This window comes from Burkholderia sp. 567, assembly GCF_040545115.1.
Taxonomy (GTDB): Bacteria; Pseudomonadota; Gammaproteobacteria; order Burkholderiales; family Burkholderiaceae; genus Burkholderia; species Burkholderia ambifaria.
Map to the genome: position 1 here is coordinate 312,476 of NZ_JBEPLG010000009.1, position 24,089 is coordinate 336,564.

Annotated in this window: 24 protein-coding genes and 1 pseudogene; 16 read left to right on the forward strand and 9 right to left on the reverse strand. The window is 61.3% G+C overall.

Features of this window, described 5'->3' with window-relative positions:
* Nucleotides 1-453: 453 nt before the first annotated feature.
* Both ABIC50_RS25785 and ABIC50_RS25790 read left to right on the forward strand, forming a co-directional pair.
* A complete protein-coding gene (locus ABIC50_RS25785; RefSeq protein ID WP_354167785.1) occupies nucleotides 454-2,205 on the forward strand; it encodes a site-specific integrase in 1,752 nt (583 codons plus the stop codon).
* 240 nt (nucleotides 2,206-2,445) lie between these two features.
* Nucleotides 2,446-2,601, forward strand: a complete 156-nt coding sequence (locus ABIC50_RS25790; RefSeq protein ID WP_354167787.1) for a TonB C-terminal domain-containing protein — start codon at nucleotides 2,446-2,448, stop codon at nucleotides 2,599-2,601.
* Between the two features lie 38 nt (nucleotides 2,602-2,639).
* On the opposite strand, the gene ABIC50_RS25795 is transcribed toward ABIC50_RS25790, so the two are convergent.
* Complete coding sequence (locus tag ABIC50_RS25795) at nucleotides 2,640-3,086, reverse strand: hypothetical protein (RefSeq protein ID WP_175663608.1); 447 nt, start codon at nucleotides 3,084-3,086, stop codon at nucleotides 2,640-2,642.
* Complete coding sequence (locus ABIC50_RS34020; protein ID WP_407045216.1) at nucleotides 3,083-3,376, reverse strand: SPFH domain-containing protein; 294 nt, start codon at nucleotides 3,374-3,376, stop codon at nucleotides 3,083-3,085. Before ABIC50_RS34020 ends, ABIC50_RS25795 begins: the two co-directional genes overlap by 4 nt.
* An 853-nt stretch (nucleotides 3,377-4,229) precedes the next feature.
* Here ABIC50_RS34020 and ABIC50_RS25805 point away from each other — a divergent pair.
* The 4 genes from ABIC50_RS25805 to ABIC50_RS25820 all read left to right on the forward strand — a co-directional run bounded on the left by ABIC50_RS25805 (nucleotide 4,230) and on the right by ABIC50_RS25820 (nucleotide 7,793).
* Nucleotides 4,230-6,227, forward strand: a complete 1,998-nt coding sequence (locus ABIC50_RS25805) for an AI-2E family transporter (RefSeq protein ID WP_354167790.1) — start codon at nucleotides 4,230-4,232, stop codon at nucleotides 6,225-6,227.
* A 130-nt stretch (nucleotides 6,228-6,357) separates the two neighbouring features.
* On the forward strand, nucleotides 6,358-6,597 hold the full coding sequence (locus ABIC50_RS25810) for a hypothetical protein (RefSeq protein ID WP_228909707.1): 240 nt from the start codon (nucleotides 6,358-6,360) through the stop codon (nucleotides 6,595-6,597).
* Nucleotides 6,598-6,670: 73 nt separating this feature from the next.
* Nucleotides 6,671-6,970: a hypothetical protein gene (locus ABIC50_RS25815; protein WP_228909706.1), complete on the forward strand. Its 300-nt coding sequence runs from the start codon at nucleotides 6,671-6,673 to the stop codon at nucleotides 6,968-6,970.
* Nucleotides 6,971-7,241: 271 nt separating this feature from the next.
* Nucleotides 7,242-7,793, forward strand: coding sequence for a DUF1003 domain-containing protein (locus ABIC50_RS25820; RefSeq protein ID WP_012365732.1), 552 nt, complete (start codon nucleotides 7,242-7,244; stop codon nucleotides 7,791-7,793).
* Between the two features lie 227 nt (nucleotides 7,794-8,020).
* Here the strand turns inward: ABIC50_RS25820 and ABIC50_RS25825 are convergent, their stop codons facing one another.
* The 6 genes from ABIC50_RS25825 to ABIC50_RS25850 form a co-directional block, all read right to left on the reverse strand.
* Nucleotides 8,021-10,396: an EAL domain-containing protein gene (locus tag ABIC50_RS25825; protein WP_354167792.1), complete on the reverse strand. Its 2,376-nt coding sequence runs from the start codon at nucleotides 10,394-10,396 to the stop codon at nucleotides 8,021-8,023.
* Between the two features lie 617 nt (nucleotides 10,397-11,013).
* Nucleotides 11,014-11,250, reverse strand: coding sequence for a hypothetical protein (locus tag ABIC50_RS25830; protein ID WP_175663605.1), 237 nt, complete (start codon nucleotides 11,248-11,250; stop codon nucleotides 11,014-11,016).
* A 130-nt stretch (nucleotides 11,251-11,380) separates the two neighbouring features.
* Nucleotides 11,381-12,931 carry an IS66 family transposase gene (gene tnpC, locus ABIC50_RS25835; RefSeq protein ID WP_354167794.1) on the reverse strand — a complete coding sequence of 517 codons (1,551 nt, stop codon included), beginning with the start codon at nucleotides 12,929-12,931 and terminating at the stop codon, nucleotides 11,381-11,383.
* 51 nt (nucleotides 12,932-12,982) lie between these two features.
* Nucleotides 12,983-13,324, reverse strand: a complete 342-nt coding sequence (gene tnpB, locus ABIC50_RS25840; protein WP_036047966.1) for an IS66 family insertion sequence element accessory protein TnpB — start codon at nucleotides 13,322-13,324, stop codon at nucleotides 12,983-12,985.
* A complete protein-coding gene (locus ABIC50_RS25845; RefSeq protein ID WP_205191177.1) occupies nucleotides 13,321-13,722 on the reverse strand; it encodes a transposase in 402 nt (133 codons plus the stop codon). Before ABIC50_RS25845 ends, tnpB begins: the two co-directional genes overlap by 4 nt.
* A gap of 288 nt (nucleotides 13,723-14,010) precedes the next feature.
* Nucleotides 14,011-14,253: a hypothetical protein gene (locus ABIC50_RS25850; protein WP_175743512.1), complete on the reverse strand. Its 243-nt coding sequence runs from the start codon at nucleotides 14,251-14,253 to the stop codon at nucleotides 14,011-14,013.
* Between the two features lie 1,364 nt (nucleotides 14,254-15,617).
* On the opposite strand from ABIC50_RS25850, the gene ABIC50_RS25855 reads away from it, so the two are divergent.
* The 8 genes and pseudogenes from ABIC50_RS25855 to ABIC50_RS25890 all read left to right on the forward strand — a co-directional run bounded on the left by ABIC50_RS25855 (nucleotide 15,618) and on the right by ABIC50_RS25890 (nucleotide 22,558).
* A complete protein-coding gene (locus tag ABIC50_RS25855) occupies nucleotides 15,618-15,962 on the forward strand; it encodes a carboxypeptidase regulatory-like domain-containing protein (protein ID WP_354167796.1) in 345 nt (114 codons plus the stop codon).
* 439 nt (nucleotides 15,963-16,401) lie between these two features.
* Nucleotides 16,402-17,220 (forward strand): PRC-barrel domain-containing protein, encoded by an 819-nt coding sequence (locus ABIC50_RS25860; RefSeq protein ID WP_175743506.1) that lies wholly within the window; start codon nucleotides 16,402-16,404, stop codon nucleotides 17,218-17,220.
* A gap of 10 nt (nucleotides 17,221-17,230) precedes the next feature.
* Nucleotides 17,231-17,476, forward strand: coding sequence for a hypothetical protein (locus tag ABIC50_RS25865; protein WP_175663601.1), 246 nt, complete (start codon nucleotides 17,231-17,233; stop codon nucleotides 17,474-17,476).
* A gap of 434 nt (nucleotides 17,477-17,910) precedes the next feature.
* Nucleotides 17,911-18,630 (forward strand): Crp/Fnr family transcriptional regulator, encoded by a 720-nt coding sequence (locus ABIC50_RS25870; protein ID WP_175663600.1) that lies wholly within the window; start codon nucleotides 17,911-17,913, stop codon nucleotides 18,628-18,630.
* 750 nt (nucleotides 18,631-19,380) lie between these two features.
* Nucleotides 19,381-19,626 (forward strand): annotated as a pseudogene (locus tag ABIC50_RS25875) (transposase); the annotation flags it as partial.
* Nucleotides 19,627-19,904: 278 nt separating this feature from the next.
* Entirely contained in the window at nucleotides 19,905-21,194 is a 1,290-nt protein-coding gene (locus tag ABIC50_RS25880) for a cation:proton antiporter (RefSeq protein ID WP_175663599.1), read from the forward strand.
* Nucleotides 21,195-21,584: 390 nt separating this feature from the next.
* Entirely contained in the window at nucleotides 21,585-21,764 is a 180-nt protein-coding gene (locus ABIC50_RS25885; RefSeq protein WP_006755260.1) for a hypothetical protein, read from the forward strand.
* A gap of 617 nt (nucleotides 21,765-22,381) precedes the next feature.
* Nucleotides 22,382-22,558 (forward strand): CsbD family protein, encoded by a 177-nt coding sequence (locus tag ABIC50_RS25890; RefSeq protein ID WP_006755261.1) that lies wholly within the window; start codon nucleotides 22,382-22,384, stop codon nucleotides 22,556-22,558.
* Between the two features lie 112 nt (nucleotides 22,559-22,670).
* On the opposite strand, the gene ABIC50_RS25895 is transcribed toward ABIC50_RS25890, so the two are convergent.
* Nucleotides 22,671-23,006 (reverse strand): hypothetical protein, encoded by a 336-nt coding sequence (locus tag ABIC50_RS25895; RefSeq protein WP_354167830.1) that lies wholly within the window; start codon nucleotides 23,004-23,006, stop codon nucleotides 22,671-22,673.
* A gap of 535 nt (nucleotides 23,007-23,541) precedes the next feature.
* Between ABIC50_RS25895 and ABIC50_RS25900 the strand changes: the two genes are divergently transcribed.
* Nucleotides 23,542-23,814 (forward strand): hypothetical protein, encoded by a 273-nt coding sequence (locus ABIC50_RS25900; protein WP_175663598.1) that lies wholly within the window; start codon nucleotides 23,542-23,544, stop codon nucleotides 23,812-23,814.
* Between the two features lie 67 nt (nucleotides 23,815-23,881).
* The gene (locus ABIC50_RS25905; protein ID WP_006755265.1) at nucleotides 23,882-24,061 is read left to right on the forward strand and encodes a hypothetical protein; all 180 of its coding nucleotides are present in this window, start codon (nucleotides 23,882-23,884) and stop codon (nucleotides 24,059-24,061) included.
* The last annotated feature ends 28 nt before the right edge of the window (nucleotides 24,062-24,089 follow it).

Genomic DNA, 24,089 nt, shown 5'->3' on the forward strand with positions numbered 1-24,089 from the left:
TCACAACTATTTTTGAGGAAGGACGCCCGTCCCCCACTCAAATGGGATTTCGGGCCGGGAGATCGATAGCCATTCAAACGTGCCGTTCGAAGCACGTCCACTGGTTGCTATGCACTCAAAATGGACGTGATCATAGACAACCGCCCTTATGACCACTATATATCGCGTCACAACCAACATCAAGCACAATATATAGCGCTTGCCCGCAAACGTTTGCCGTAATTTCGGAGTCGCCGACTGAAATTCCCCCGTTGCTTGCATTACCGACTCCCAGCTTGCAAGTAGCGTGCGGCGGCCGAATGCATTTAGGGTTGCGCTTCGGCCGAGGCTGGGAAAACGCCATTCCAGGACTGAACCCGACTGAGCGACGCTGCCCGTAGTGGATGCTCAATCGATTGGTTTGCGATAAATAGTCTTATCGCAAGTGCTTTCCCAGCGACCTAAACTGTTCCCATGGAAACCACCTCTGTCCCGGCCACCTCACTGCCCGACCTCCCTACCCTGGCCTCGCTCGCCGCGCTGCGCGCCTGGCACGCCGGGTTCACCGCGCGCGCCGCCGTCACACGCTACCTCGACCACGCGCGCGACGACGGCCAGTCCTCACGCGGTCTGCTGGGCCGCATCCGCCGCCAGCTCGTCGCATGCGCGATCGCCCGCCAGCGCGATGACCTGATCCCGCTGTTCACGCATCCGGCCGCAGACCGCACCTGTCATGCGGCACAGGTGGTCACCGCGCTCGACATACTTCGCACCACCCCGATCCCCGCGCCGCAGCCGACCGACCCGGTGAACCGCTGGCTGCCGCCGCGCGTCGTGCACGCGCTGGCCGCCGCCGGCATCGACTCGTGCGCCGACCTGCTGGTGCGGATCGCCCACAGCCGACGCTGGTGGCGGCCGATACCGGGACTCGGGCGCCAGGGTGCGCACCGCGTCGAAACCTTCGTCGCGGCGCACCCGGACCTGACCCGGCGGGCCGCCACGCTGATTCCCTACGAGGCCGCGACCGCTCAGTTGGTCCCATGGGGGTCCCTGGATGCGCTGCCCGCCGACCTCGATGGGTCGAGGGGCCGCTTCCGGGCTCCGCACGACACCTGCGGCCTTGCCGCCGCTAACGACTACCAGGCGATCGAGGCATGGCTGGCGCTGCACGAAGGCGTCCATACGGTGCGCGCCTACCGGCGCGAGGCCGAACGGCTGCTGCTGTGGGCGATCGTCGAGCGCCGCCGGCCCCTCTCGTCACTGACCATCGACGACGCGATCGCCTATCGCGCCTTCCTGCGCCATCCAACGCCCGCCGCCCGTTGGATCGGGCCGCCGCGCCCGCGCACGACGCCCGCCTGGCGCCCGTTCGCGGGGGGGCTCACGCCGCGTTCGGCGGCCTATGCGCTGGCGGTGCTGCGCGCGCTGTTCGGGTGGCTGGTCGACCAGCACTATGTGGTCCTCAACCCATTTGCGGGGGTCACGGTGCGCGGTGGCGCGACCCGCGCGCCGTTCGATGTCGGCCGGGCGCTGACCGATCGTGAGTGGAACATCGTGAGGGCCGCAGCCGACCGTCTCGAGCGGACCGGCTGGACCACAACGGCTGCAGAGCGGCTGCGTTTTGTATTGGATTTCGGTTACGCCACCGGACTGCGCGCGCAGGAACTGGTGGCCGCGACACTGGGCGACATCACGGCGGACGCGCGCGGCACGTTATGGCTGGAAGTCACTGGCAAAGGGGCGAAGGCCGGGCGCGTGGCGCTGCCGCCGCTCGCACGCGACGCGCTGCGGCGCGCGCTGAAGGCGCGGGGTCTGCCGGTCAGGCGCGCCCGCTGGCAGCCGGCCACGCCGTTGGTCGCGGCCCTCGGCGCGGCACATCGAGCAGGAAACCCTGCCGATATCGGTATCTGTGCGGCGCGGTTGCGGCAGGTCCTGGGTGAGTTTTTTCGGGAGGCGGCCGAGCGCGTGAACGCCCGTCATCCGGCGCTCGCCGAGAAGCTACGGCACGCCAGCCCCCACTGGCTACGTCACACCCATGCCACCCACGCGCTGGACGCCGGCGTCGAACTGGTCGTCGTGCGTGACAACTTGCGCCACGCGTCAGTGGCCACCACCTCGACCTATCTCCATGGGGAAGAGGCGAAACGCGCGCGACAAGTCGGCGCAGCCTTCCGGCGTCCACAGCGTGGATCGTGTCGCCAGTACCTTTCCCGCCCGGCCCGGTAGTCGTATGAGCCCTCTAGCATGCCAGCAGTCAAAAACACGACACCTGTAAATAGCCAGAACACGACATCAGGATATGGCTGCACATATTAAAAAGCGTCAGTGTTAATTATGTAAAATCGATGAGTAATGCAAACCATGTGGCTCCATGACGCGCCGTATGGGACTCGGGCATTGACACCGGCAACCAGATCTCGGTGAACAATCTCTCGTGGACAGATCGCACGTCGTTGACGCTGTCGATTGTACCGTCCCACGACCCACCGGCGTGTTCTGGTGCGCGTTTCGCTCGACGACGATGGCCGAGTTTGCGATCTAAAGTTTCAGCGCAGTTGCGGCGACCCCGCGCGTGACGGACGGGTGCTCCATGCAATCGCCGTCAAGCGTTTCCCCACGTGACATCAAGCACCGTTAGCGCGGCTTGTGCGGCGCTAGTCTCAGGGCCTTGCGCAGACGATGGCGGTGAGAATGAACGGAATGACCTGATGCGCGACGGCCTTGCTGCCCGCAAGCCGAGAATGCTCCTCGACCGACTCGATCGGCGCCTTGACGACGACGCCGTAAATCGAGCCCGGCAGAGGGTGGCCGCTTCCTTGCCTGAACAGCGCGTCATACTGCTCATAGGCGAAAACGGCATAGACGTTGAAGCCGAACACCGTGAGCGCGGCGTCCCTTGTAGGCCGGAATGCGTTGATCGAATTCTCTTCGACCCGCATCGGATCGCGATCGATATAGCCGTGATTCAACAGGCGCACGATGAACGCGTGCGCGTTGGTTTTACAGTCGAACTGAGCGTCTAGCGCATACGCGTGGCTCGGCGCGGGGGCAAGCCAGACTCCGCCCGCAAAGAATGCGGCCAGTGCATTGAGGAGGATTTTTCTCATGGCAGTTTGCGCGAACCTGATAGGTCCGCCGTGCTAGTCATCCGTACCACATGCCCCGGTTGGACAGGCACGCTCCAATCCGCGATCATTCTACCGATCTTGTCGCGCAGGTGCATGCCGACCGTCTTGCGATCCGACAACAGCGAGGCTGACATCGACGCCCCGATCATCTTTCGCACCGAGGCTTGCGCAACGCGCTCGATGGCTTGCCGGTAGTCGGTAATGGCGAGCGTGGCCTTCTGCGCGTCATGGACGTGCCAGAAGATGGCGGCGTCGACATTGACTGGCACGTGTCCTTGGTCGGCGCTTGTTCGGTGTTTAAGGAGGTGGTTTGAATGCGTTCTTCGGTGGCCGCGTCTACATTGTCGGGGATCGTGATGCGCATGAAAAAACCGGCACCCTCGACGCTCTGCCGCTTTCCGATCCGCAGGATCACGAATTTTTCCCACACGTTGGCGCCCCGCACGGACAGCGCGATGACGACGGCGATGATGAAGAGGAGGACCGCGGGGGTACAGGTTGTCCCACGCGCCGACAGCGAATGCCGCGGCGACAAGCGCGGCGCATAGAACCCGTGTGGTGGCATTCACGGTGGCGTTCCGTTTCGGTGACGACGGCCCGGCCGCAAGCGATGTAACGCGTCGCATCCCGAGTCGTCCTGCGCGCTCTGGCCACTGGGACCCCGGCGCTTGATCCGAACGTGCGCCCGATCGCCGGGCAAATCGGTACGCTGCCGTACCCGGATCGTGCGTGTGAACGACGGGGCGTCACGAAACGCGTTCCGAAGACTGTTTCCTCCCGTACCCACTCACCGGGCTCCGCGATGCACGAAGCATCGCTGCACCGTTCAGTATCTTCACCGGGCACGCGAATGCCGCACGGCAACTAAACCCGACCCAGCCCGGCCACAGATTGCGGGGCTCCGCAACCGGCCAGCCGTCGAGCACGGCTCCCGGGTGCCCCATCGTGCCGCGGGGCTAACGAGAAGTGGCACTGCCCGAAGCGGGTACGGCACCGTACCGACTTCAAGCCAGGCTGCGAGCAACGTATGCCGTACGCTTCGATTTTCGGCCTGCATGGGGTGCATTCGCACCGGTCCGAAAGCACCCACCAGAATGGACGATATCGAGGGCATTAGCCGTCATGTTCGATTTCAAGGAATCGCGCCCCGCGAGACCAGCGGCGCGCATCGAGCCTCCTGAAACACCCGGCGTGCAGGGTTTAATTACGCTTGCCGTTGGCGTCACGGTCGTCGCGGCCCTCTATTTCGCGCGCGAGATCCTGATCCCGGTCACGCTCGCGATTCTGCTCAGCTTCCTGGTCGCTCCGCTGGCCAATCTTCTTGGCCGCATCAAGCTTGGCCATGTGGTCTCGGTTCTCCTTGCGGTGACGATATCGCTCTCGGTGATCGTGGTCCTTGGGGGAGTGATCGCCGCCCAAATCACGGATCTCGCCGTTGGCATCCCCCGCTATCAGGCAAGTATCGACAACAAGATCTCCGCCGTGCATGGACTCACGGTTGAAAAATTGAACCGGCTGGCGGGTGCCGCGGGCCAGGCGCTTCAACGAGCAACCGTTGACCCGCCGAAAGCGATACGCGAATCTGCTTCATCATCCGCCGGCTCCCAACCGCCTATGGCGCTTCCCGTCGAGGTGCGCGAGCCAGCCCAGACACCATTCCAGCTTGCACGGCGCATACTGTCTCCCGTCGTCAGTCCACTTGAGACGGCCTTCATCGTATTTATCGTCACGATCGTCATTCTGTTGCAACGTGATGATCTTCGGGATCGCACTATCCGGTTGTTTGGCTCGAGAGATCTGCATCGGACCACCACCGCAATGGACGAGGCCGCACGGCGCCTCAGCCGATATTTCGTTTCGCAACTCGGCGTAAACGCAGGCGTGGGCATCGTAATCGGGATCGGGCTGTCCATTATTGGCGTACCGGGCCCAGTGCTGTGGGGGATTCTGGCCGCGCTGTTGCGTCTTGTTCCCTACGTCGGAATCTGGATCTCCGCCATTCTGGCTACCGCGCTCGCCGCGGCCGTCAGTCCGGAGTGGTCGATGGCGATCTGGTCGCTGGTGCTTTTCCTGATCGTCGAGTTGCTGGTCGGTCAGGTCGTCGAGCCGCTGCTGTACGGCCATAGCACTGGCCTTTCCCCATTTTCGGTCGTGGTAGCTGCGATTTTCTGGAGCTGGATATGGGGGCCAATTGGGCTCATTCTGTCCACTCCGCTGACACTTTGCCTGCTGGTCCTCGGTCGCCACGTTACGCGGCTCGAATTTCTCGACGTGCTGCTTGGCGACCAGCCCGCGCTGACTCCGGTCGAAAACTTTTACCAGCGAGCGCTCGCCGGCGACCCGGATGACGCAATAGAGCAAGCCAGGATACTGCTTCGCGACCGGCCGCTCTCTTCCTATTACGATGAAATCGTCCTCAAGGGTTTGCAGCTTGCGGCCGACGACGTCTCGCGTGGCGGCGTATCGCCGGCACAACTGGCGCGAATCGAGACCACCGTCAACGACATCATCGAGGGTCTGGAAGGCTTCGCGGACACCGATCCGGGTACCAACGCAGCGGCGGGCAACCGGGGCGCGCTGGCGCCAGCCGCTGGCGGACAAAAGGTATCGTGCGAACCCGCGCCACATGCTGTTTCGCCCAGCATCGAAGGTCCCCCGGTTCCGCGCGCCGGCAAACAGATTCTTTGCATAGCCGGCCGGGGACCGCTCGACGAGTTGGCATCGGCCATGCTCGTCCAGCTTCTCGGCAAGCACGATCTCGATTGCCGGGTGGTCAGCCATGACGCAGCCTCGCGCGTCCGGATCGGCGGTTTGGACGTCACCGAGGTGACCGTGGTGTGTATTTTTTATCTAGGTATCGATGGAATCCCGTCCCACCTCCGTTACCTGTTGCGACGTGTACGACAACGCCTGCCGGACGCGTTGATCGTCGTTGGTCTCTGGCCGGCAGGCGATACCGATCAGTGGAGCAAGGATCTCCAGAGTGCGATCGGTGCCGATCACTATGCTACTTCGATCCGGGATATGGTCAAGGCATGCCTTGTCTCGACCGGCACGGCAAGCGCGCTCGGCCCTGAGCCACAACTTGACGGCCGTTGCAGCGTAAGGGGAATGCAGTGACAAGGGCACATGGCTGCTTGCCTTTGCAGCACAGGCACCACGATCGAATCGATACGCGCATCAATGACCTTCACGACAGGCTCAGATCACCGCGGCGCAAGAAGAACTTTGGCACAAGGTCGCGCGGGTCATGCGCGACAATGCGGGCACGATGGACGCGCTCAGACGGGCGAGAACGAGTCATGCCAACACCATGAGCGCGGTCGACGACCTCAAGTCCTATGGCCAGGTTGCCGACGTTCATGCGGACGGCATCAGAAGGCTCACCCCTGCGTTTCAGATGTTATACGACAGCATGTCCGATGCCCAGAAGAGGAATGCCGATCTGATTTTCCGGACTCACCATCGACACTCCGCGAGGAAGGGGTGATCGCGAGACACCCGCAGCGGGAAGCGGACCGGTGCCCACGTTCGGCGCTCCAGATCTCAGACAGGAGAACATCATGAAAACTCCAGAAGTACGCGTCGCGTCGGTCGGCTCGATGATGACCAGAAGCATGACGGCGGTTGGCCTGGCCTTGGCGATTGGCGGCATGTCCATGGCGTCGGCGCTCGGCGCGGACTACGGCGACTACGACGGTCAGCAGCATGGCCCGTATGACGGCTATCAGCATGATCAAAGCCAGCTACAGCAGCACCGCATGGACAACGGGTACCGGCCGCACCATGGACACCGATGGGATCACCGCGATCGGCATGCCTATCAACATCCGGACAATGTCTACCGTCGCGGCGACTACTAGGACTCCCAGGACTATGTGTACGCGCCGCCCCCTGTCGTTTATGCCCCTCAGCCCGCGCCGGGCGTCAGCCTGTTCATACCGCTCCGATTCCGGTAGCGTGCGGAATCGCACGGGACGTTGTCCGCTGAGCCGAATGGCAACGGAACCGGGACAGAACGCCGTTCGGTCTCGTTCGGTTTCCGTGCTTTCCGATTGCTGCGCCGGCAACATTTTTCCATGACGTTATTGCGGTTCCATTCCGTCCGGATTGTGCGACCGCGCGGAGGGCGACATGCACAAACCTGCCGAGCTTGCCGAAAAATTCTTCGGCATACCCTATGAATCGTTGGACGAGCGCACGAAAAATGTTGCACGCCTCATCGCGGAACGAAAGCACATAGCGAGAGACTCCACGCAAACGCTCGATGCAACGGCAACGCGCGGCCAGCGCGCAGCGGATGCCGTTGCGGCCTTCGGTGGGTCGTGGATATTCATCACGTGCTTTATTGTGGTCATGGTCGTCTGGGTCAGCCTGAATTCGCTGATTCTGGCAACGTACAGCAAGGCCTTCGACCCTTACCCGTATATCCTGCTCAACCTGTTTCTGTCGATGCTGGCAGCAATCCAGGCGCCCATTATCCTGATGGCCCAGAACCGGCAGTCATACAAGGATCGGGTGTCGGCCGAACACGATTATGAAATCAATCTGAAGGCCGAACTCGAGATCATGTTGCTCCATGAAAAATTGGACGGGTTGCGCGAGGAGCAATGGACTGAATTGCTGAACATGCAGAAGGAACAGCTGGCTGCGCTGAAGAACCTGCTCGAACCTGGCAGGACGTGAGCGATCGCACATCAGGATCGGCGGCTTCGCGACGCCCCTTCTTCTTTTCCGGCAATCGGGACGTCGATGCAAGCAATTCTTCGCGGATTGCCGCGGGTGTCGCTTGACGACCCGAACCGGCCGAACCAGCCAGTCGGCTCCAGCACCATCGATTCGCTATGCGTATCGGTTTTCGATTCTTGTCAACGGGTACCCGTGCGAAACGTGCAGCCGCGACCATCGAATGCCTACCCTTCCGGACAAGGCGCCGCGCATGGCGCGATGTGGCCTTGGCGCAGGAGTTCGCTGGCGCGAGCGGCCCCCACCGCTTCGCTGAAACGGAAGCCTTGCGCACTTGTCGCCCGATTCGTCGCAGCCAGCAGCGCACGCTGTTGCTCCGTCTCCACGCCTTGGGCAATGACTCCGATCCCGATACTGTGCGCAAAGGTGACGATGGCATGTATCGTCGCCGCACTCTCTGGATCGCTGGTTGACCGGTGGATAAGGGATCGCGCGATCTTGAGATGGTTCACGCGATAAGCCTTGACATACTCAAATGACGCGTAATTGCTACCGAAATCATCGATGGCAAGCTTCGCGCCGAGCGCATGCAGCTGCGGGAGTATGTCGCTTTGTGCCCACGACAGCCTGGCCAGTGTCGCCTCGGTCACGTCGAATTCCAGATCGGAGAGGGCAAGGTGCCACTTCGCGGCAGCTTCAGCGACATCGCGCACGAACGTTTGAGCACTCCAGAGCTCGAAGAGAGACAGATTGATCGCGATCATCAGCGGGGCCACCCCCTCGTCGCGCCACGCTCTCATTTGCCGGCACGCCTGATCCAGCACCCAGCGACCAAGCGCTGCCATGGAGCCTTCCCTCTCGGCGATCGGAATGAACACACCGGGAGCAATGAGGCCTCGCGTCGGGTGATGCCAGCGAACCAGCCCTTCCATTCCGAGAATGTTTCCGGAGGACAACTCAACCTCGGGTTGGTACTGGAGTTCCAGCTCGCCGCGATCCATCGCTCCTTTCAAGTCGTCGGCGAGTGCGACACGTTCGCGTACTTCGTGGTCCAGTTCGTCGGAATGAAAGCGGTACCGGTTGCCGCCGTGATGCTTCGCGCGGTGGAGCGCCAAATCGGTCTGCATCAGCATGGCGTCTGCTCCACTGTCGCCCTGGACGTACGCCCGGATGCCGATGCTCACCGAAATCCGCACATCGTTACCATCAAGCAGATAGGGAGCCGCCAGCGCCGCCTGGAGCTTCGCAGCCAGTGCCCCGGCGTCCGCCGGCTCGATGATCTCGCCCTGCACCACGGCAAACGCATCGCCGCCCAACCGTGCAACCAGGTCGCTTTCCTGAACGCAATTCCCGAGGCGCTCCGCCACCTCCCGAAGCAACGGGTCGCCGATCGGATAACCCAGCCTGTCGTTGACCGGCCTGAAGCGGTCGAGAGCGACAAACAAGATCGCAAACGGCATGGTGCCATGTCGGGCCGCGGCGAAAGCGTGGCGCACCCGCGCGAGGAAGCCGGCACGATTCGCCGTTCCCGTGAGCGCGTCGGTATGAGCGAGCCGCGCGATCTTTTCCTCCGCCGCCTTGCGCTCGGCAATGTCGATGATGATCCCTTCGACTTCGATTAGCCGTCCATCCTTGTCGCGAACCGGAACATAGCGATTCTCGACACAACGGTAAGCGCCGTCGCCAGTGCGCAAGCGGAACTCGATCGAGACGCCTTCGGTGTCCTTGTCCAGTATTCGCGCCAGCGCCGCATCGACTCTGGCCTGGTCGTCCTGCGCGACAAGCTCGTTGGCCCAGACTGGCGAATCGAGCAAGGTAGCGCGGTCGTGGCCGAACCTGGCGATGTCATGCGATATGTAGATGAGCGGAAACGATGGCACGCCGCGCAGACGGTAAAGAATGACCGGACTGTTCTGGACGATGACGTTGGCTTCGGCAAGCGCATTGATTCTTTCCTCGACGAGCTCTTCCAGGTCGCCCGTCTTGAAGGCCGCCTCTTTCGTCATTTGCCACTTCGTGGTCAGCACGCTGGCCGTCTGACGGACCTCGATGTTGTTCAATGGCTTCTTGAGAATGAGCAGCCGGTCGTCTGCGCCCAGGCGCCTGGCCAGGGTGCCCCAAGGGGTATCGGAATGCGGGCTGCATAGGGCAAACTGCAGCTTCGGATCCACTTGCCAGAGTCGCTCGATGGTCTGAAGGCAGTCCCAACCGTGCAGCATGTGCGTGTCGACAAAGGCCATCGCATAGGGTTTGTCCTCCTCCAGCGCACGCACGACCCGCTCCAGCGCGTCCCGGCCCTGATAGGCGCAATCGATCTGAAACGCCGCTCGACCGGCTGGAACCTCGCCGAACAACGGCGCCCGGGTTGCGGCCAGCGCAGTTTCGCCGTCCAGTGGGCGAGCGAGGATCTTGCGGAAATTCTGGTGCGCCGCAACGTTGTCGTTGATCACGAGGACGCGACGATTGACCGAATCGCTCTGCGCGCTCACGCAGGACCCTTGACGGTGCCAGCGGTGGGTCGAGGGCAACGGTTTCGCCTTTGCAGGCGCCATCGCACCGTGTCTGCCGGAGCGCACGCGCCTGGGCAGCCAGTGCGGTTCCATGTAAGCCCCGGCGTGAGGCCCAGACCGTGCCTCCCCCTGTCCGTGGTGAAGCCTAGATTGAAAACGCATGCCAGGTTCTCCCCGCAATCCCGGTAACGGTTGCCGCTGAATCGAACGGATCTCAAGTGTTGCGCCGACAAAAAGTGCGCCGAACACGGATAGGGACGCATCGATCTCGCCCAGCGCGATCGCATTCGTATCGAGCCGATTGGCGGCGTGGGGTCGGTCGAAGCCTCACGGTGACGGGTCGGGCCGCAGATACACGATTGCTTAGGACAGTTGGACGATTCCGGCCGCTCCACGCTTGCAGCGATGTTGGTTCAATACGTCAACGTCGACTCACCGCGGCACCGCTGTACGTCTGGCCCCGCATGTGTTGGGTCGAACTCAGCCCCAAAGATTGGCCCAATTTCGTCAGACGATCGAAGTATAGTCGCGCGCATCGATCTGACAAACTTTCGTGACCGCGAATCTCATTCGCGCTTGACGGCGAATCGACGGTCGGACGCGGTATGGTCAGGTTGGGGGGCGGGTAGCCGCGCACCTGATAGACGCCGGGCACATCGCAGCAGCCGACGAAACGATGGCCACCACTTTCCGCTGGGACGCACATGCAATCAATCAGCGGGGCCGAGCAGAACGTCAATCGCTGCCTGCCCAGCGATCTCGGCAACAAGGTATGCCCAGCGTCGGGTAAATGGGCCGTTTCGAAGCGGTATCCGATGCCCATGCGCGCCAAGTATGCCGAGATTGTCGCGCCCCTTTATCTGGAACGTGACATCGAACATATCTGGAGCGGATGCGATCAGTTGGATATCAATTTCAAATCCGCGGTACTTGATCGTGCGCTGCATGACAACCTCCGCTACTTGGAAGGAGCCTAGCATGAATGAAATACGCTTGAGATCGCCGGCGTGTGGTCAAGCACCGTAAGCACTCAATCAGCACCGTAGCGTAGGTCGTCGACGACGGGGAGTCGCGATGCTATCGGATGGGCACGACGTGAGCAGTAGACGGCAGCGACAGAGCCACGTTCCACGGCAGCAGTTCGTCGATGCGGTTGATCGGATGGTCAGCAATGCGCTCGAGCACGTAGGCGAGATACGCCTCGGGATCGAGGCCATTCAGGCGTGCCGTGCCGATCAGGCTATACATCGCGGCGGCACGTTCGCCACCGGAGTCGGCGCCGGCGAACAAGTAATTCCGTCTGCCGAGGGCGACGCCGCGCAGTGCTCGCTCGGCGATCAGGTTGTCGATTTCCGCACGCCCGTCGCTGCAGTAGTAGATGAGCGCCGGCCAGCGATTCAGCGCGTACTGAATCGCCTTGGTCGTGTCGGATTTTGCAGAGAGCGTGGCGAGCGTTGCTTCGAACCAGCGTTTCATGTCGTCGAGCAGCGGTACCGCTCGCGCCTGGCGCACACTGTGTCGCTCATCAGGTGGTTTGCCACGGATCTGCTCCTCGATCTTGTAGAGCGCGCCGATCCGGTGCAGCGCTTCCTCCGTTACCGCATTGGGACGGACGGCATGTAGATCATGGATCTTTCGGCGAGCGTGGGCCATGCAGGCAGCTTCCTGGATGGTGCCGCCGCGATACAGTTCGGCATAGCCGGCAAACGCATCGGCCTGCAGCACGCCCGAGAAGTCTGCAAGATGCTGCTGGGGATGCTCGCCCCGTCGATCGGGCGTGTAGGCGAACCAGACCGCCGCCGGCTCTTCGGAGGCACTCGGCCGGTCATCACGCACGTAGACCCACAGACGTCCTGTCTTTGTGCGACCGTTGCCGGGCGCCAGCACTGGCAACGGCGTGTCGTCAGCATGAACCTTGCCGCCGGCCAGCGCGTAGCGGCGCACGGTGTCGACCAGCGGCGCGAGCAACGCTGTGATGCTTCCCATCCAATACCCCATCGCATCCGGATCAATCTCGACGCCGTCGCGCGCGTACATAACTGCCTGGCGATGCAGCGGGATGTGGTACGCGAACTTCGACACGGCGATGTGCGCGAGCAGCGCTGGGCCCGGGATGCCACGATCGATCGGTCGACTCGGTGCCGCGGCCTGCACGATGCGATCGCAGCATGCGCAGGCCAGCTTCGGACGGCGGTGGCGAATCACGCGGAAGTGCGCCCGGACGTATTCGAGCTGTTCCGCGACGTCTTCGCCCAGCGGTTTGAGTTGCCCGCCGCAATCGGGGCAGTCATCATCGGCGGGCAGATGGATGCGCTCTTCGCGCTCAAGATGATCGGGCAACGGCTTGCGGCCGACACCTTCGCGACTCGGCCGTTTCACTGCAGCCGCCGCGGCCATATCAGCCGAGCCTTCATCGGCCTGCAGGTCTTCCAGCCGCAATTCAAGCTGTGCGATCTGGCGATCCAGCTTCTCCGATTTTCGGCCGAACTGCATCCGGCGCAGCTTGGCAATCGTCAGCTTCAGATGTTCGATCTCGATCGCGCGCGACGAGAGCTGCTCGCGCAAGCTGGCGACCATCGCCTTCAGCGCTTCAATGTCGTCGGGGAGATCGGTGGGAGCAGCGGACATGCGGTGAGCTTACACGACGCCACCCACAAGCTCTCCACGCGTAATGAACGTTTACAATGCGCTTCGCGGGCGTACCGCATCGATCGGCTGCCGCCAATCGAAACCTTCGAGCAAGAGCGCGAGCTGAGCGGTCGTCAGCGCAACAACACCGGCATCGGCGCGTGGCCACGCGAAACGTCCTTTCTCGAGGCGCTTCGAGAGCAGGCACAGGCCACCGTCGCACCACCACAAGCACTTCAGCAAGTCGCCGCGCTTACCCCGGAACACGAACACGTGCCCGCTGTAGGGATCCTTCTCCAGCACGGTTTGTACCTTCGCGGCCAACGAGTTGAAGCCGGAGCGCATGTCCGTGACGCCCGCCGCGATCCAGATTCGCGTGTTCGGCGGGATCACTTCAGACAGTCTCGCAAATACTGTTCGGCGAACTCCTGCGACACACCGCGGATACGAATACGTCGTTTGCCGACCTCGATCTCGATTTCACAGCCTGGCGGCATCGCCGGGCTCGCCGACACGTCCGGCGTTTGCGGCAGAGCGTGATGTGGGATGTCTTTCGCAGGCAGATCGACCACATCAACCGGTAGCAGCGCGATGTTTGGTACCGACGGTGCAGGTTGCGTATCGAGTAAGCTTCTTCGCCACTGCGCGACCATATTGGCGTTCAAGCCGTGCGCACGCGCTACCTCGGCAATCGAGCGATTCGGATCGTTCGCTTCGGTAGCAACCGCTTCCCGAAACTCCTTCGTGTAGTTCCTCGATCCCGGTTGTCTTCCATGCACCACTGGCTTCATCAATCTGATTCCCATTACATCTGATGGGAATCAGATTGCCGGTGCCGCGCCCTCATGAACAGACGGTACGTGTCGAGCGCTTACCAAGCACCTGCAGGACATCAGCGAGGATGATGTGGAGGACTAAGGCACGTTCGCTGGAGCGTACCAGTACGATAACGGCGAAGGCACTCAGACGGCGCGCGAGTCGTATCAGTGACTGTGGGACAGGCTGACCGCCGCGCGGGGCAATAGCAGGGACGCAAATCCGTGGGTCTGGGTCGCCGAATTCAGGAGGGTGTCTTGACACTACTCATCCCCGAAACTTCCCTCGTCGATGAGCAAGTGGCAGTAGGCGTTAGAGGCGTCGAGGGCCAGGCTCTCAGAAATGAACATGCCAGGCACATTCATCTGCGAAATCACGGTTTCGGTTGTACCGTTGCAATGACGCCGAAGAACATCAATCGTGCTGCACCACTGGCCATTGTCGCCAAATTTTGCAGAGACTCGATAGAAATAGCCGCGATATGGCTTGAATCCGTCCAGATTCATTGCAGCCCCCTGCTCGGCCAGTGGTCATCGTAGCACGCGCCGGATACTGAGATTGCAGGAAGCGGCGCACCGAATGTTTAAATTTGACGGGGAGCTTTGGCGGGCATGGCGTCAAATTTACAACAGCCACCATTGTATCCGGATCACGCTTGATCGCCCCAATCTCGACGTCGTAGCCACGATAGGCCGCGTGCTTGCCGTCTTCGGTCACGCGCGGCTCGCAGTTCATCTCCTAACCCGTCACAAATTTTTCTGCATTGCATCAACGTACCTTTTGAGACAGGAGGGTTCGTAGCATGGACCTATCCAAAGGCAAGCGCGCAACTGCGAAGGAGGCCGCCGCTTTCCCCGGCGTTGCCTACCAAACATCAGTTGCATCGATCGCGGCTGCACTGTGATTCAGCGATTCAGGCTGGGAAATAAAACGCTTGTCTACGACCTCGACTCGCTATACAGGTCTCTCGCGTCATGCACATCGAAACCATCACAAAAAATGGCCGCAGGCGGGTTCGCTGGACGTTCGAGCGCGTCATCGAAGGCGCGCGTATCCGTAAAACCAAAGGCATTCCCTGCGGGACTTTCTGTGCGCGAAGTTGGCGAGTTAGGCCGCCAGTGGGATGCAGAGGTGTATGCACTCGCAACTGGGTGCGCGAATACCGACCGTAACAATTGGCGAATGCGTACAGATCCACGTATGGACAAAGGGTCCGAGTAGAAGGATCGCAAGACCCGGCTTCAAATTCTCACGAAGTATTCGCCCGAATTTGAGGATCAAGCGGCGCTGATTCTGTACGACTGTTCGATTCGATTTGCGGGTTCATGCGCTCGAACGTTGACCGCCAGCGCGGCTGGATGCAACGGTCGAACGCGGTGCCATGCCCCCCGAACGGAGACCGAGTGGACACGCAGCAAGACGGTTCGACCGGCATGTCGCCGTCCAGGTACGCCCGCCGTCGAGTGCGCCCATGGCCGATCTTAGGAGCTGCTTTCAATCGATTGTCAGTAGGAGCGAAAAACACATAGCGTAACGGGGCCCCTCTTCGCCCGACGGTGAAGGGAACCGTCCGCAGAGCATGCGAACGGGTCCTTCGACAACAAGCGGCACGCAATCGAATGAAGAGCAAGCGTCCGGCACGAACGGACATGCGACACGAATAACCGCATTTGTGAGCGCCGGGCCTGCTCTGTCAGTCAGACCGTGCCCCCACACCTCGACTCCCCCGCCTGATCCTCTAGGAGATCCCTCATGAAAACCCCTGAGCCCTCAATGCTCGCGCTTCTTCTCAGCGCCATGTTCGCCGGAATCGCCCCAGCCGCAGCCCCCGGCAACCTGCCTCCGATACAGCGCGCCAATCAGGTCCTACTTGTCAGGCGGCATTGGACTGGATCAATCGATCGCCATCAAGGGGGCCATGCGCGGCTACGTTCTCGTGCTCACCTTCATCCGCCGCATCCGAGGCGGGAACGAATATTTGTCCGACGTACTGGTGACGATCACGGGTATGAAAGGAAATACGGTTCCGGAGACGCCGTCCGATGGCCGCCCGTTCATGCTGGCCAATCTGAGAATCGGACGTTGTGCGATCAATGCCAGCTATAAGGGCCGATCCGAACGATACATCGTGGATGCATACGTTCATCTGGTTCATGTAAGCATGAGAACCGGTTTTTTCTTCACACACGCGGCTGTCGGTCCAATGACCTGTTGAGCCTACACGGCCGCGTCTATCCGCCGAGGCACGGCGTCCCGTTGTAATCGACGATGAAGCAACAATCCGCACTGCGAGTTCGCCGTCGGCAGCCAATTCGCATTGTCGAATGCCTGCATCCTCGGCTTCACGTCACATCCGCGTAACTCGCCAACGCTTGAAACGCATCGGCCTTTCCATTCGAGTCGATTCGACACCCTGATCTGCATCGATTGGCACGCACTCTGTACGCTTTCGTACCGCGTTGATTGCGCATTGCGGGTACCGTGTAAAGCATGCCGGTTATCCGTTACGACGTCGCGCCAGACTGCGAACCGCGTGAATGAAAGGGATCGGCACGAATCGCCCTTCATCCGCGGGCGAGTGACTGGACGCCACCGCACGGCTCGCGATTCAGCCGGATCATCGGCATGCCGCGCATCGATCTGAAGAGAACGTCATGTTACGAAGCACCAAGGCATTACACGGAAGTGCGGTGCGTGCAAAGGACGGAGACATCGGACACGTCAATCAAGCCTACTTCGACAACGACTGGTGCATCCGTTACCTCGTCGTCAAGACGGAGGACTGGCTGCACGAGAGGCAGGTGCTCATCTCGCCCTACTGCATCAAGCACACCGACTCCCGGTCCAGCACGCTGCATGTCGACCTCACGCGCCAGCAAGTGGGAGACAGCCCGGATCTGGACACACACCAACCCGTATCCCGCCAACACGAGATCGAATACCTGAGCTACTACCATTATCCGCGCTACTGGGATGGCCCGAACCGGTGGGGCATGACCGGATACCCTACGTCCGGTTCTGCCACCCTGTCGCGAGAACTCGAGGCCGGAAATCCGCTCCCCTCCCTCACAATGCCCCGCGATGTGCCGGCCGATGTGCCGACGGATACGCATCTGCACGGCACCAGCAGAGTCAAGGGCTATCGGCTCGAAGCCACGGCTGGACGCATCGGCCACGTGTCTGACTTCGTCTACGACGATGAAGCCTGGGTGATCCGCTATCTCGCAATCAGTACGCGGAACTGGTGGTTGACCAACAAGGAAATTCTGATCGCAACGCACTGGCTCGACCGGGTGAACTGGGCCACGGAAACGGTATCAACCGCGCTCAACCGCGACTCGATTCGCCACAGTCCCGAATACGACGATTCACAGCCCGTCTACCGAAGCGACGAGATTGCGTTGTATCAGTTTTACGGCAAGCATGGCTACTGGCTGAATGCCGAATCATCCTCGGCCCGCGGGACGCTTTGATGCCACCAGCATGACCGCTGCGGCCCTCAGGGTCGTCCATCGCGAACTCTTTATCGGTTCGTATCGAAAAAGCTACGTGTTCGCGTTCATGCCCGTCATCTCGGCAGCAGAATTCATCGAACTGGTCAATCCGCGCCTGCCGTCGCATCACGTATTCAAGGCCGGGAAGCGCGTGTTTCTCGTGACGCCTGCATCTGCCGATACCGGTGCGACCAAGTTCGACTTTTCGCCAAGACGCGCCGGGCGAGCGGCGTAGTCATCTATCTACGTTCGTCTCGTCCGTCGGTCAATCGCCGTCGCGCACTTCGATTAGATCCATCACCTCGACCTACCTCCCCACCTGGGCGCCGAGTACCGACGCACCCGAGTCATCGCGGCACACCGTTCCGCGGTCGACGCCGGGCAGGCCAGGCGACCGCGATTTCCCTTCAAACGCTCAGTGAAATATCGGTTCCGTATCGAGCGCACGTGATTGTGCGCACCTTGATGAGACATGTGCCAACACTATAATTTTTTTGAAGGTAAGTTCGCATTCGAACGACATTCCGAACTCATAGAAAAAAGGACGCATTGCCGCCATCCTGTCCGGTCGTCGGATCGGTAAAGTATGATGGGTGTCTCGTCCCGCCGATTTCTGCTGCGCCCATATCGGCCGGATTCACCATCGTCAGCCGCGCGCAGGAGCCTCGCATGCAGGACAACCCGCCCATTACCGAAAATCACCTGCTTGCCGCGCTGCCCGAAAACGAACGCGCTCACCTCGCCGCTCACCTGGCCCTTGTCGACATGCCGTTGGGAAAAGTGCTGTACGAGTCGGGGGGCCAGCTTCATCACGTCTTTTTTCCGACCACGTCGATCGTTTCGTTGCTGTATGTGATGGAGGACGGCTCGTCCGCTGAAATCGCGATCGTCGGCCATGAGGGCATGATCGGCGTGTCGCTGTTCATGGGCGGCGAAACGACGCCGAGTCGCGCCGTCGTGCAAAGCGCGGGGCAGGCCTACCGGCTCGACGCGCGCATTCTGAAAGAAGAATTCCGGCGCGGCAATGCCATGCAACGCCTGTTGTTGCGCTATACCCAGGCGCTCATCACGCAGATGGCTCAGACCGCAGTATGCAACCGGCATCACTCGATCGACCAGCAACTTTGCCGCTGGCTGCTGCTCAGCCTCGACCGCCTGCCTTCGAACCAGTTGCGCATGACGCAGGAACTGATCGCCAACATGCTGGGCGTGCGCAGGTCGGGCGTGACAGAAGCTGCATTGAAGCTGCAAGACGCAGGCCTCATCCGCTACAACTACGGCCATATCGAAGTGCTGGACCGCCCGGGGCTCGAAAAACGCGTGTGCGAATGCTATGGGGTGGTCAAACGCGAATTCGATCGCCTGCTTCCCGATCTGAAGCGACTCTAGCCGCTACTGCACCGCGAATGTCCGTGACGCTCCCGAAGGCGTGAAACCGGAGCATCGACACGTTCGCGCTCTCGACGAGACGGATTAGCTACCTTCCGACTACCCAGTACGGAGTCCGGTTGTAGTACTGGTGAAGCGACAATCCCCACTGTGATTGCATCATCACCGGCCAATGCTCGTCGTCGAAGTTCGGGCTGCCTTTGACATGCGCGCCGCGCAACCTGCACTAACGGTGCTTGATGTGCGGCGACTTCCGGTGATGCTTTCGATGGGCCGGGCGCGAAATCATCCTGGTGACACCGCCGATCGATGGCGGATCGCTGGCGGGGAATGTCCCCTCGACCGCCTCGTCGACATTGCGTTCGCTCTTGCCACCGTTCGTATGCTGCTCTCGATACCTGCTGCGCATATCCACCTCCATGGAACTGAGTGCCGGACGAGGCCGGCCCGGATTCGACGCGCTGCGTGTCGGCGACACGCCAGCGTGGAATGCCGCCGGTCACAACGCCAGCATAGGCCCGATCCGAATATTCCGCCGGGAACGCGCGTGTTTCGCCGCAACGCGCCGGACATGCCGGTCCGCACACGCTCGGGGGCCGCTCCGGTTCCGCTCGTCACCCGCACCGACAAACCGTCCGGCATCGGACATACTGAGCCCGCGCGTCGAGCGTATAGCGCGTATGACCTGAGCCGTTTCTTGTAGCATTTGGCAAGTGAGTTCTCTTTTATCCTGGTGGCAAGGAGAACTCGATGAAGCAGCGATTTACCGACGAGCAGATCATCCGCAACTTGCGGGAGGCCGAGAACCGGGACGAGCCGGTGAAGGATCGGTGCAAGCGCCACAACATCTCGGAACAGACGTTCTATCGTTGGCGCAACAAGTTGACTCGGCGGGGTCTCTCGCAACGCAAGGCATGTGGTTATCTGGGGTTGAGCTGCCGGGTGGCCACTTGTACGCTCAAGCAACCGGAGAAAGATCGGATCTACAACGAGCGCCGGCCTCATAGCGCGCATCGCTATCAACCTCCTGCCACGGTCCGTCGAGCCTGGCTGGATTCCAATAATATCGACGCGAGACTCACTACTTGATCAGTCACGAAATTCCGCCTCAGGTTAGGTACGACCAGCGCGATATCGTGCGACGAATGCGAGGCATCGACGCCCATCCCGGTGTGTGCCGTCCCGCGCGTGCCGCGTGCAGTCTCGACGACACCGCATGGCGACCTGCGCTCGACGCGCGGCGAGCGCGACGTTATCCATGCAGGACATTCAAAGTGACCGAAACGATTGGATGCCTCATCTTCGGGGCCCTACTGATTTTCATGGGACTCATCGGATCGTCGCTTAAGCGCTTGCCGCTGAGCGCGGCCATGGTGTATCTCGGCATCGGCTTTCTGATCGGGCCGTCCGGTATCGGTTTCCTGGCGATGACATTGCCTGATGACGTCACGCGCTTGCGCATCGCTGCCGAAATCGGCTTGCTGATCTCGCTGTTCGCGATCGGCCTGAGGTTGCGTGTCCCGCCCGCCGATCGCCGCTGGATGCTGCCGCTGCGGCTTGGCGTCGTCGCGATGATCTTCACCGTCGCGTCGATCGCCGCGCTTGGCATGCTGGTGCTGCATCTGAGTCTCGGCGTCGCGGTGCTGCTGGGTGCGATGATCGCGCCGACGGATCCCGTGCTCGCTCATGACGTCGGCGTGCGCGACGCGGGTGATGTCGAACTGGTGCGCTTTTCGTTGTCTGGCGAAGGCGGGATCAACGACGGCACGGCCTATCCGTGCGCGGTGCTCGGCCTGCTATTGTGCGATTCCAGCACGACGTCGGCGCTTCACTGGAACATGGTCGGCGGCGTTGCATGGGGTATCGCCTCCGGTGTGGGCGTCGGCTGGTTGCTTGGCTTGGCCACCGCCCGGCTCGTCGCATTTCTGCGCAGCCGTCACGGACAGGCGCTCGGCCTCGAAGGGTTTTTCGCGCTGGGCCTGATCATGCTGTCATATGGCGCGGCGCTCGCCGTTCACGGCTACGGGTTCCTGGCCGTGTTCGCTGCGGGCGTCGCGATGCGACGCGTCGAGCATCGCACGAGCGGCCGGAAGACGTCGAAGGAGACGGTCGGCGTCGTGGACAGCGAGGATGTCGAAGCCACCTCCACCAACCCCGACAAAGCTCATGCCTTCGTCGCTGAATCGGTCATGGGATTCACGATCGAGCTGGAACACATCGCCGAAGCCGTGCTGATCCTGCTGATTGGCGCGCTCGTCTCCCGCTATTGGGCCGATATGCTCACCTGGACAGGCGCGGCCGTGGTTGCGTCACTGCTGCTCGTCATCCGGCCGACCGCTACCTGGCTTGCGCTGATCGGTTCCCGGGCGTCGCGCCACCAGCGCCGGCTGATCGGCTGGTTCGGCATCCGTGGCGTGGGTTCCCTGTATTACCTGATGCTGTCCCTCGAGCAAGGGCCGCGCGCGGAACTGTTGCCGCTGGTTCCGCAAGTACTGGCCATCATCGCCGTGTCGATCGTGCTGCACGGCATTTCGGCCACGCCGCTTATGCGCCGCTATGCGTAAGACTCAGGCGGACGCCGTGGCGCGCTGCGCGCCAGCGTCGAGCGGTCCAGTGCGATGCCGCCGGCACGCAAGTGCCGGGTGGCCGGACGCAAGTCGCCCTTCTCCTTCATGCAGGACACGTGCTCGATGCACCCGGTTCGGAACGTGCATCGAATCTTTCGATATCAAAGTAGCCGAACGCTGGCGCGGAGCCTGGCCGGCAAAGTACCGGGCGCACGCGGGTCATGGCGGACATCGCCGGAAAGCATCTGCATGACGATTTGAAGCGACGCCAACCACCACTGCACGGCATCGTACCGACTCTCCCCTTTTTCTCGCCCATTCTGTGTCTGCACACATTTGCGGCAGTGGTCGATATCGATACACGGTACGCTCCAATCAGGAGGATCCATGAAACATCATTTAGGCACACCACTTGATCAACGCGATCAGGCGACCCGACAGAAGCAGCGGGAAGATTTCGACCGCGCCGACATCGAGCGGTCCGAAAAGCGCATCCGGCAGGATGCCGGCATCAATTCCAATGCGACCAAGTGGCGTTATTCGCGTCCCGACAATCGGGCGAGATGAGCGATGCAAGGCGCCTTATGGCTTCCACGAGGCCGACCGGTGTTCAGCCGTCATATCGCGATGGAGCGTGGCCAGCGAGTTCGCGGCTAGACTGGCGGGCCTCTGGGCCGACGCATTTGACTGGGTACAGGCACGCTCCAATCTGCGCTTGCCGCGGTGTGCAGGGTCAACGGTGTCGAGTCCCGTCGCTACCTCGTCATGTAGGGCAGCACATCGCCGTTCGCCACAATCGCCGAGCCGACGATCACGAGGCACGGATGCCATGACGGTGCGATCTCATGTGAAAAGCGCTTGCCGACCCACGACAGCCAGCGGGCTGGCAGGCCGCACTCATTGTGCTTCGGAGCGTGAAGATGATGCTGTCGGCACAGGCCTGTGTCCGGCCAGTATCTCTCATAAGCCGGCGATCGATCCGATCGCCACCCGCATGCATACGCTGGCTTGCCGCCTCCGATTCGCGTACGGCAGTACGGCATCGTACCGACTTCCATCACGACGGCGCACAGCATGTGTCGGGGTGCCTTGGTTGTCGCGCGCCAAAGCGCCCGATACGAGGCTTCGATCGGTTCGTGGTTTCGTATCGGTGAGACAGGCGACCCATGCCAAGGAGCAATGTGATGAACAGGGATCAAGTGAAAGGCCGCATCGATGAAGCAAAAGGCAAACTGAAGGAAATGATCGGCAGGATCCTGGGGAATCGAACGACCAGAATGCAGGGTACGGTCGAGCAGGTCGTCGGAAAGACACAAGCCTCATTCGGTGACGCGAAAGCGCAATTCAAGAAGCGACCGTAGGGTGTGCGCGCGGCTCGTTCCGACGCGCCGCGCGATCGTGCAAATTGCGGTTGACTCGCCGGGTGCCGATAACACACGTCTGCACCCGGCGAATTCCGTTTCCAGCCGGCCGTCACGATGCCGCAGTGTGTCGGGTGTGATCGCTGTGCGCGGCGGCAAGTGGTGTGTGCTGCTCGTCTCCCACGCCGGGAAAGAATGCGTTCCACACGTCTCGGGCACCTTTCGCTACGGTCGCATCCGCGGCAATCGTCTCCTGGTCGCCCGACTTGTCCGGATCGGAGCGCAAGCCTCGCCAACGCGTAAAGGCGAGCATCGGCTTTTCCGTCCATTCGCCATCACCAAACTTCGCAAACGCCGTGTCGCCGCTCACCAGTCGCACTTCATACCATCCGTCGCGAACAGGCGCATACCGGTTCAGCGTAAACCATCGTGTAGATTGGATTTTCATCATTGCCTCACTTGTCCATGGAGTGTTGTACGCGACAAAACTCCCATCTCGTCCGGTCGACGCGTGCGCGCTTCCTAATAATCGGCGCACCGATTCAGCCACATCCGGCCTGCTGACGTCATATTGATGGAGCCGCCGGTGCGCGACTCGTATGCGAGCCCGTGAGTCAATAGTTCATTGGCTATGGAGCGTGGAATATCGGCTTGGGAATCCGGAATTCGATCAAGCGATTTGAGGGTCTCGACGACCTCGGGTGAAAGTGGGATGCACATGGCAGCCTCCTCGGTGTTGATTTTATCGTGAACCGGACGACACGCGTTGGTCTGTACGGTATCGACTATTTTGAAGCGAATTCTTCCGCAACCGCACCGCAACCCGGTGATTTATCCGTATCGAAAATATGATTCGGCATCCGATATTTTTATTGCGAAACCATTTTCAAGCGCGCACACTGAAGATACCTGCCGGTTTTTTGTCAAGGCATCGGCGCCCTTGAATCCTTCGGCGCCAACGGTTGCTCTGTCAGGAGCAAATCATGACCATCCCCACTCTCGAATATCGCGGACGTGAACTCCGCGTCTATTCACAAATGCTTTTCCCGCCGTTCGGCGATCCCCACGCCCCCGGCCCGAAGCGTTTCACTTCAATCGTGCGCATCGATACGATTCCGGCGACCTCGGCAACGGCACCGCGTTACTCGACCATTTTCGAACATGGCGCTCCGCAAACGGCGGCGCTCGCACTCGACCTGGCGATGCAATTCGGCAAGGACATCGTGGACGGCAAGATCGCCCCCACAGCGATCTGATCCGTCCGCCGCATCCCGCTCGACGCGGCGTCTCGCGAGGCGGGCACACCTCACTCAGGAGCGATTCATGAAATATTACTCAGGCCCCGCAATTGATCGGCGCGATGACGCGACCCGGCAAAAGCAGCGGGACGATCTGGTCCGCGCCGACATCGAGCGGTCCGAAAAGCGCATCCGTCAAGATGCCGGCATCAATTCCAATGCGAGCAAGTGGCGTTATTTGCGTCCCGACAGTCGGGCGAGATGAGCGGGGCTTGCTCCGCGAACCGTTGCAG

Bases quoted from the DNA above. Each gene is read 5' to 3' on its own strand.
- ABIC50_RS25845 (WP_205191177.1), bottom strand. From the start codon at position 13,722: ATGAAGCCAGTGGTGCATGGAAGACAACCGGGATCGAGGAACTACACG.
- ABIC50_RS25810 (WP_228909707.1), top strand. From the start codon at position 6,358: ATGCGCGACAATGCGGGCACGATGGACGCGCTCAGACGGGCGAGAACG.
- ABIC50_RS25815 (WP_228909706.1), top strand. From the start codon at position 6,671: ATGAAAACTCCAGAAGTACGCGTCGCGTCGGTCGGCTCGATGATGACC.
- ABIC50_RS25865 (WP_175663601.1), top strand. From the start codon at position 17,231: ATGACCGCTGCGGCCCTCAGGGTCGTCCATCGCGAACTCTTTATCGGT.
- ABIC50_RS25805 (WP_354167790.1), top strand. From the start codon at position 4,230: ATGTTCGATTTCAAGGAATCGCGCCCCGCGAGACCAGCGGCGCGCATC.
- ABIC50_RS25850 (WP_175743512.1), bottom strand. From the start codon at position 14,253: ATGAATCTGGACGGATTCAAGCCATATCGCGGCTATTTCTATCGAGTC.
- ABIC50_RS25820 (WP_012365732.1), top strand. From the start codon at position 7,242: ATGCACAAACCTGCCGAGCTTGCCGAAAAATTCTTCGGCATACCCTAT.
- ABIC50_RS25785 (WP_354167785.1), top strand. From the start codon at position 454: ATGGAAACCACCTCTGTCCCGGCCACCTCACTGCCCGACCTCCCTACC.
- ABIC50_RS25905 (WP_006755265.1), top strand. From the start codon at position 23,882: ATGAAATATTACTCAGGCCCCGCAATTGATCGGCGCGATGACGCGACC.
- ABIC50_RS25825 (WP_354167792.1), bottom strand. From the start codon at position 10,396: ATGGAACCGCACTGGCTGCCCAGGCGCGTGCGCTCCGGCAGACACGGT.
- ABIC50_RS25860 (WP_175743506.1), top strand. From the start codon at position 16,402: ATGTTACGAAGCACCAAGGCATTACACGGAAGTGCGGTGCGTGCAAAG.
- ABIC50_RS25885 (WP_006755260.1), top strand. From the start codon at position 21,585: ATGAAACATCATTTAGGCACACCACTTGATCAACGCGATCAGGCGACC.
- ABIC50_RS25900 (WP_175663598.1), top strand. From the start codon at position 23,542: ATGACCATCCCCACTCTCGAATATCGCGGACGTGAACTCCGCGTCTAT.
- ABIC50_RS25795 (WP_175663608.1), bottom strand. From the start codon at position 3,086: ATGAGAAAAATCCTCCTCAATGCACTGGCCGCATTCTTTGCGGGCGGA.
- tnpC (WP_354167794.1), bottom strand. From the start codon at position 12,931: ATGTCCGCTGCTCCCACCGATCTCCCCGACGACATTGAAGCGCTGAAG.
- ABIC50_RS25895 (WP_354167830.1), bottom strand. From the start codon at position 23,006: ATGAAAATCCAATCTACACGATGGTTTACGCTGAACCGGTATGCGCCT.
- ABIC50_RS25890 (WP_006755261.1), top strand. From the start codon at position 22,382: ATGAACAGGGATCAAGTGAAAGGCCGCATCGATGAAGCAAAAGGCAAA.
- ABIC50_RS25870 (WP_175663600.1), top strand. From the start codon at position 17,911: ATGCAGGACAACCCGCCCATTACCGAAAATCACCTGCTTGCCGCGCTG.
- ABIC50_RS25830 (WP_175663605.1), bottom strand. From the start codon at position 11,250: ATGCAGCGCACGATCAAGTACCGCGGATTTGAAATTGATATCCAACTG.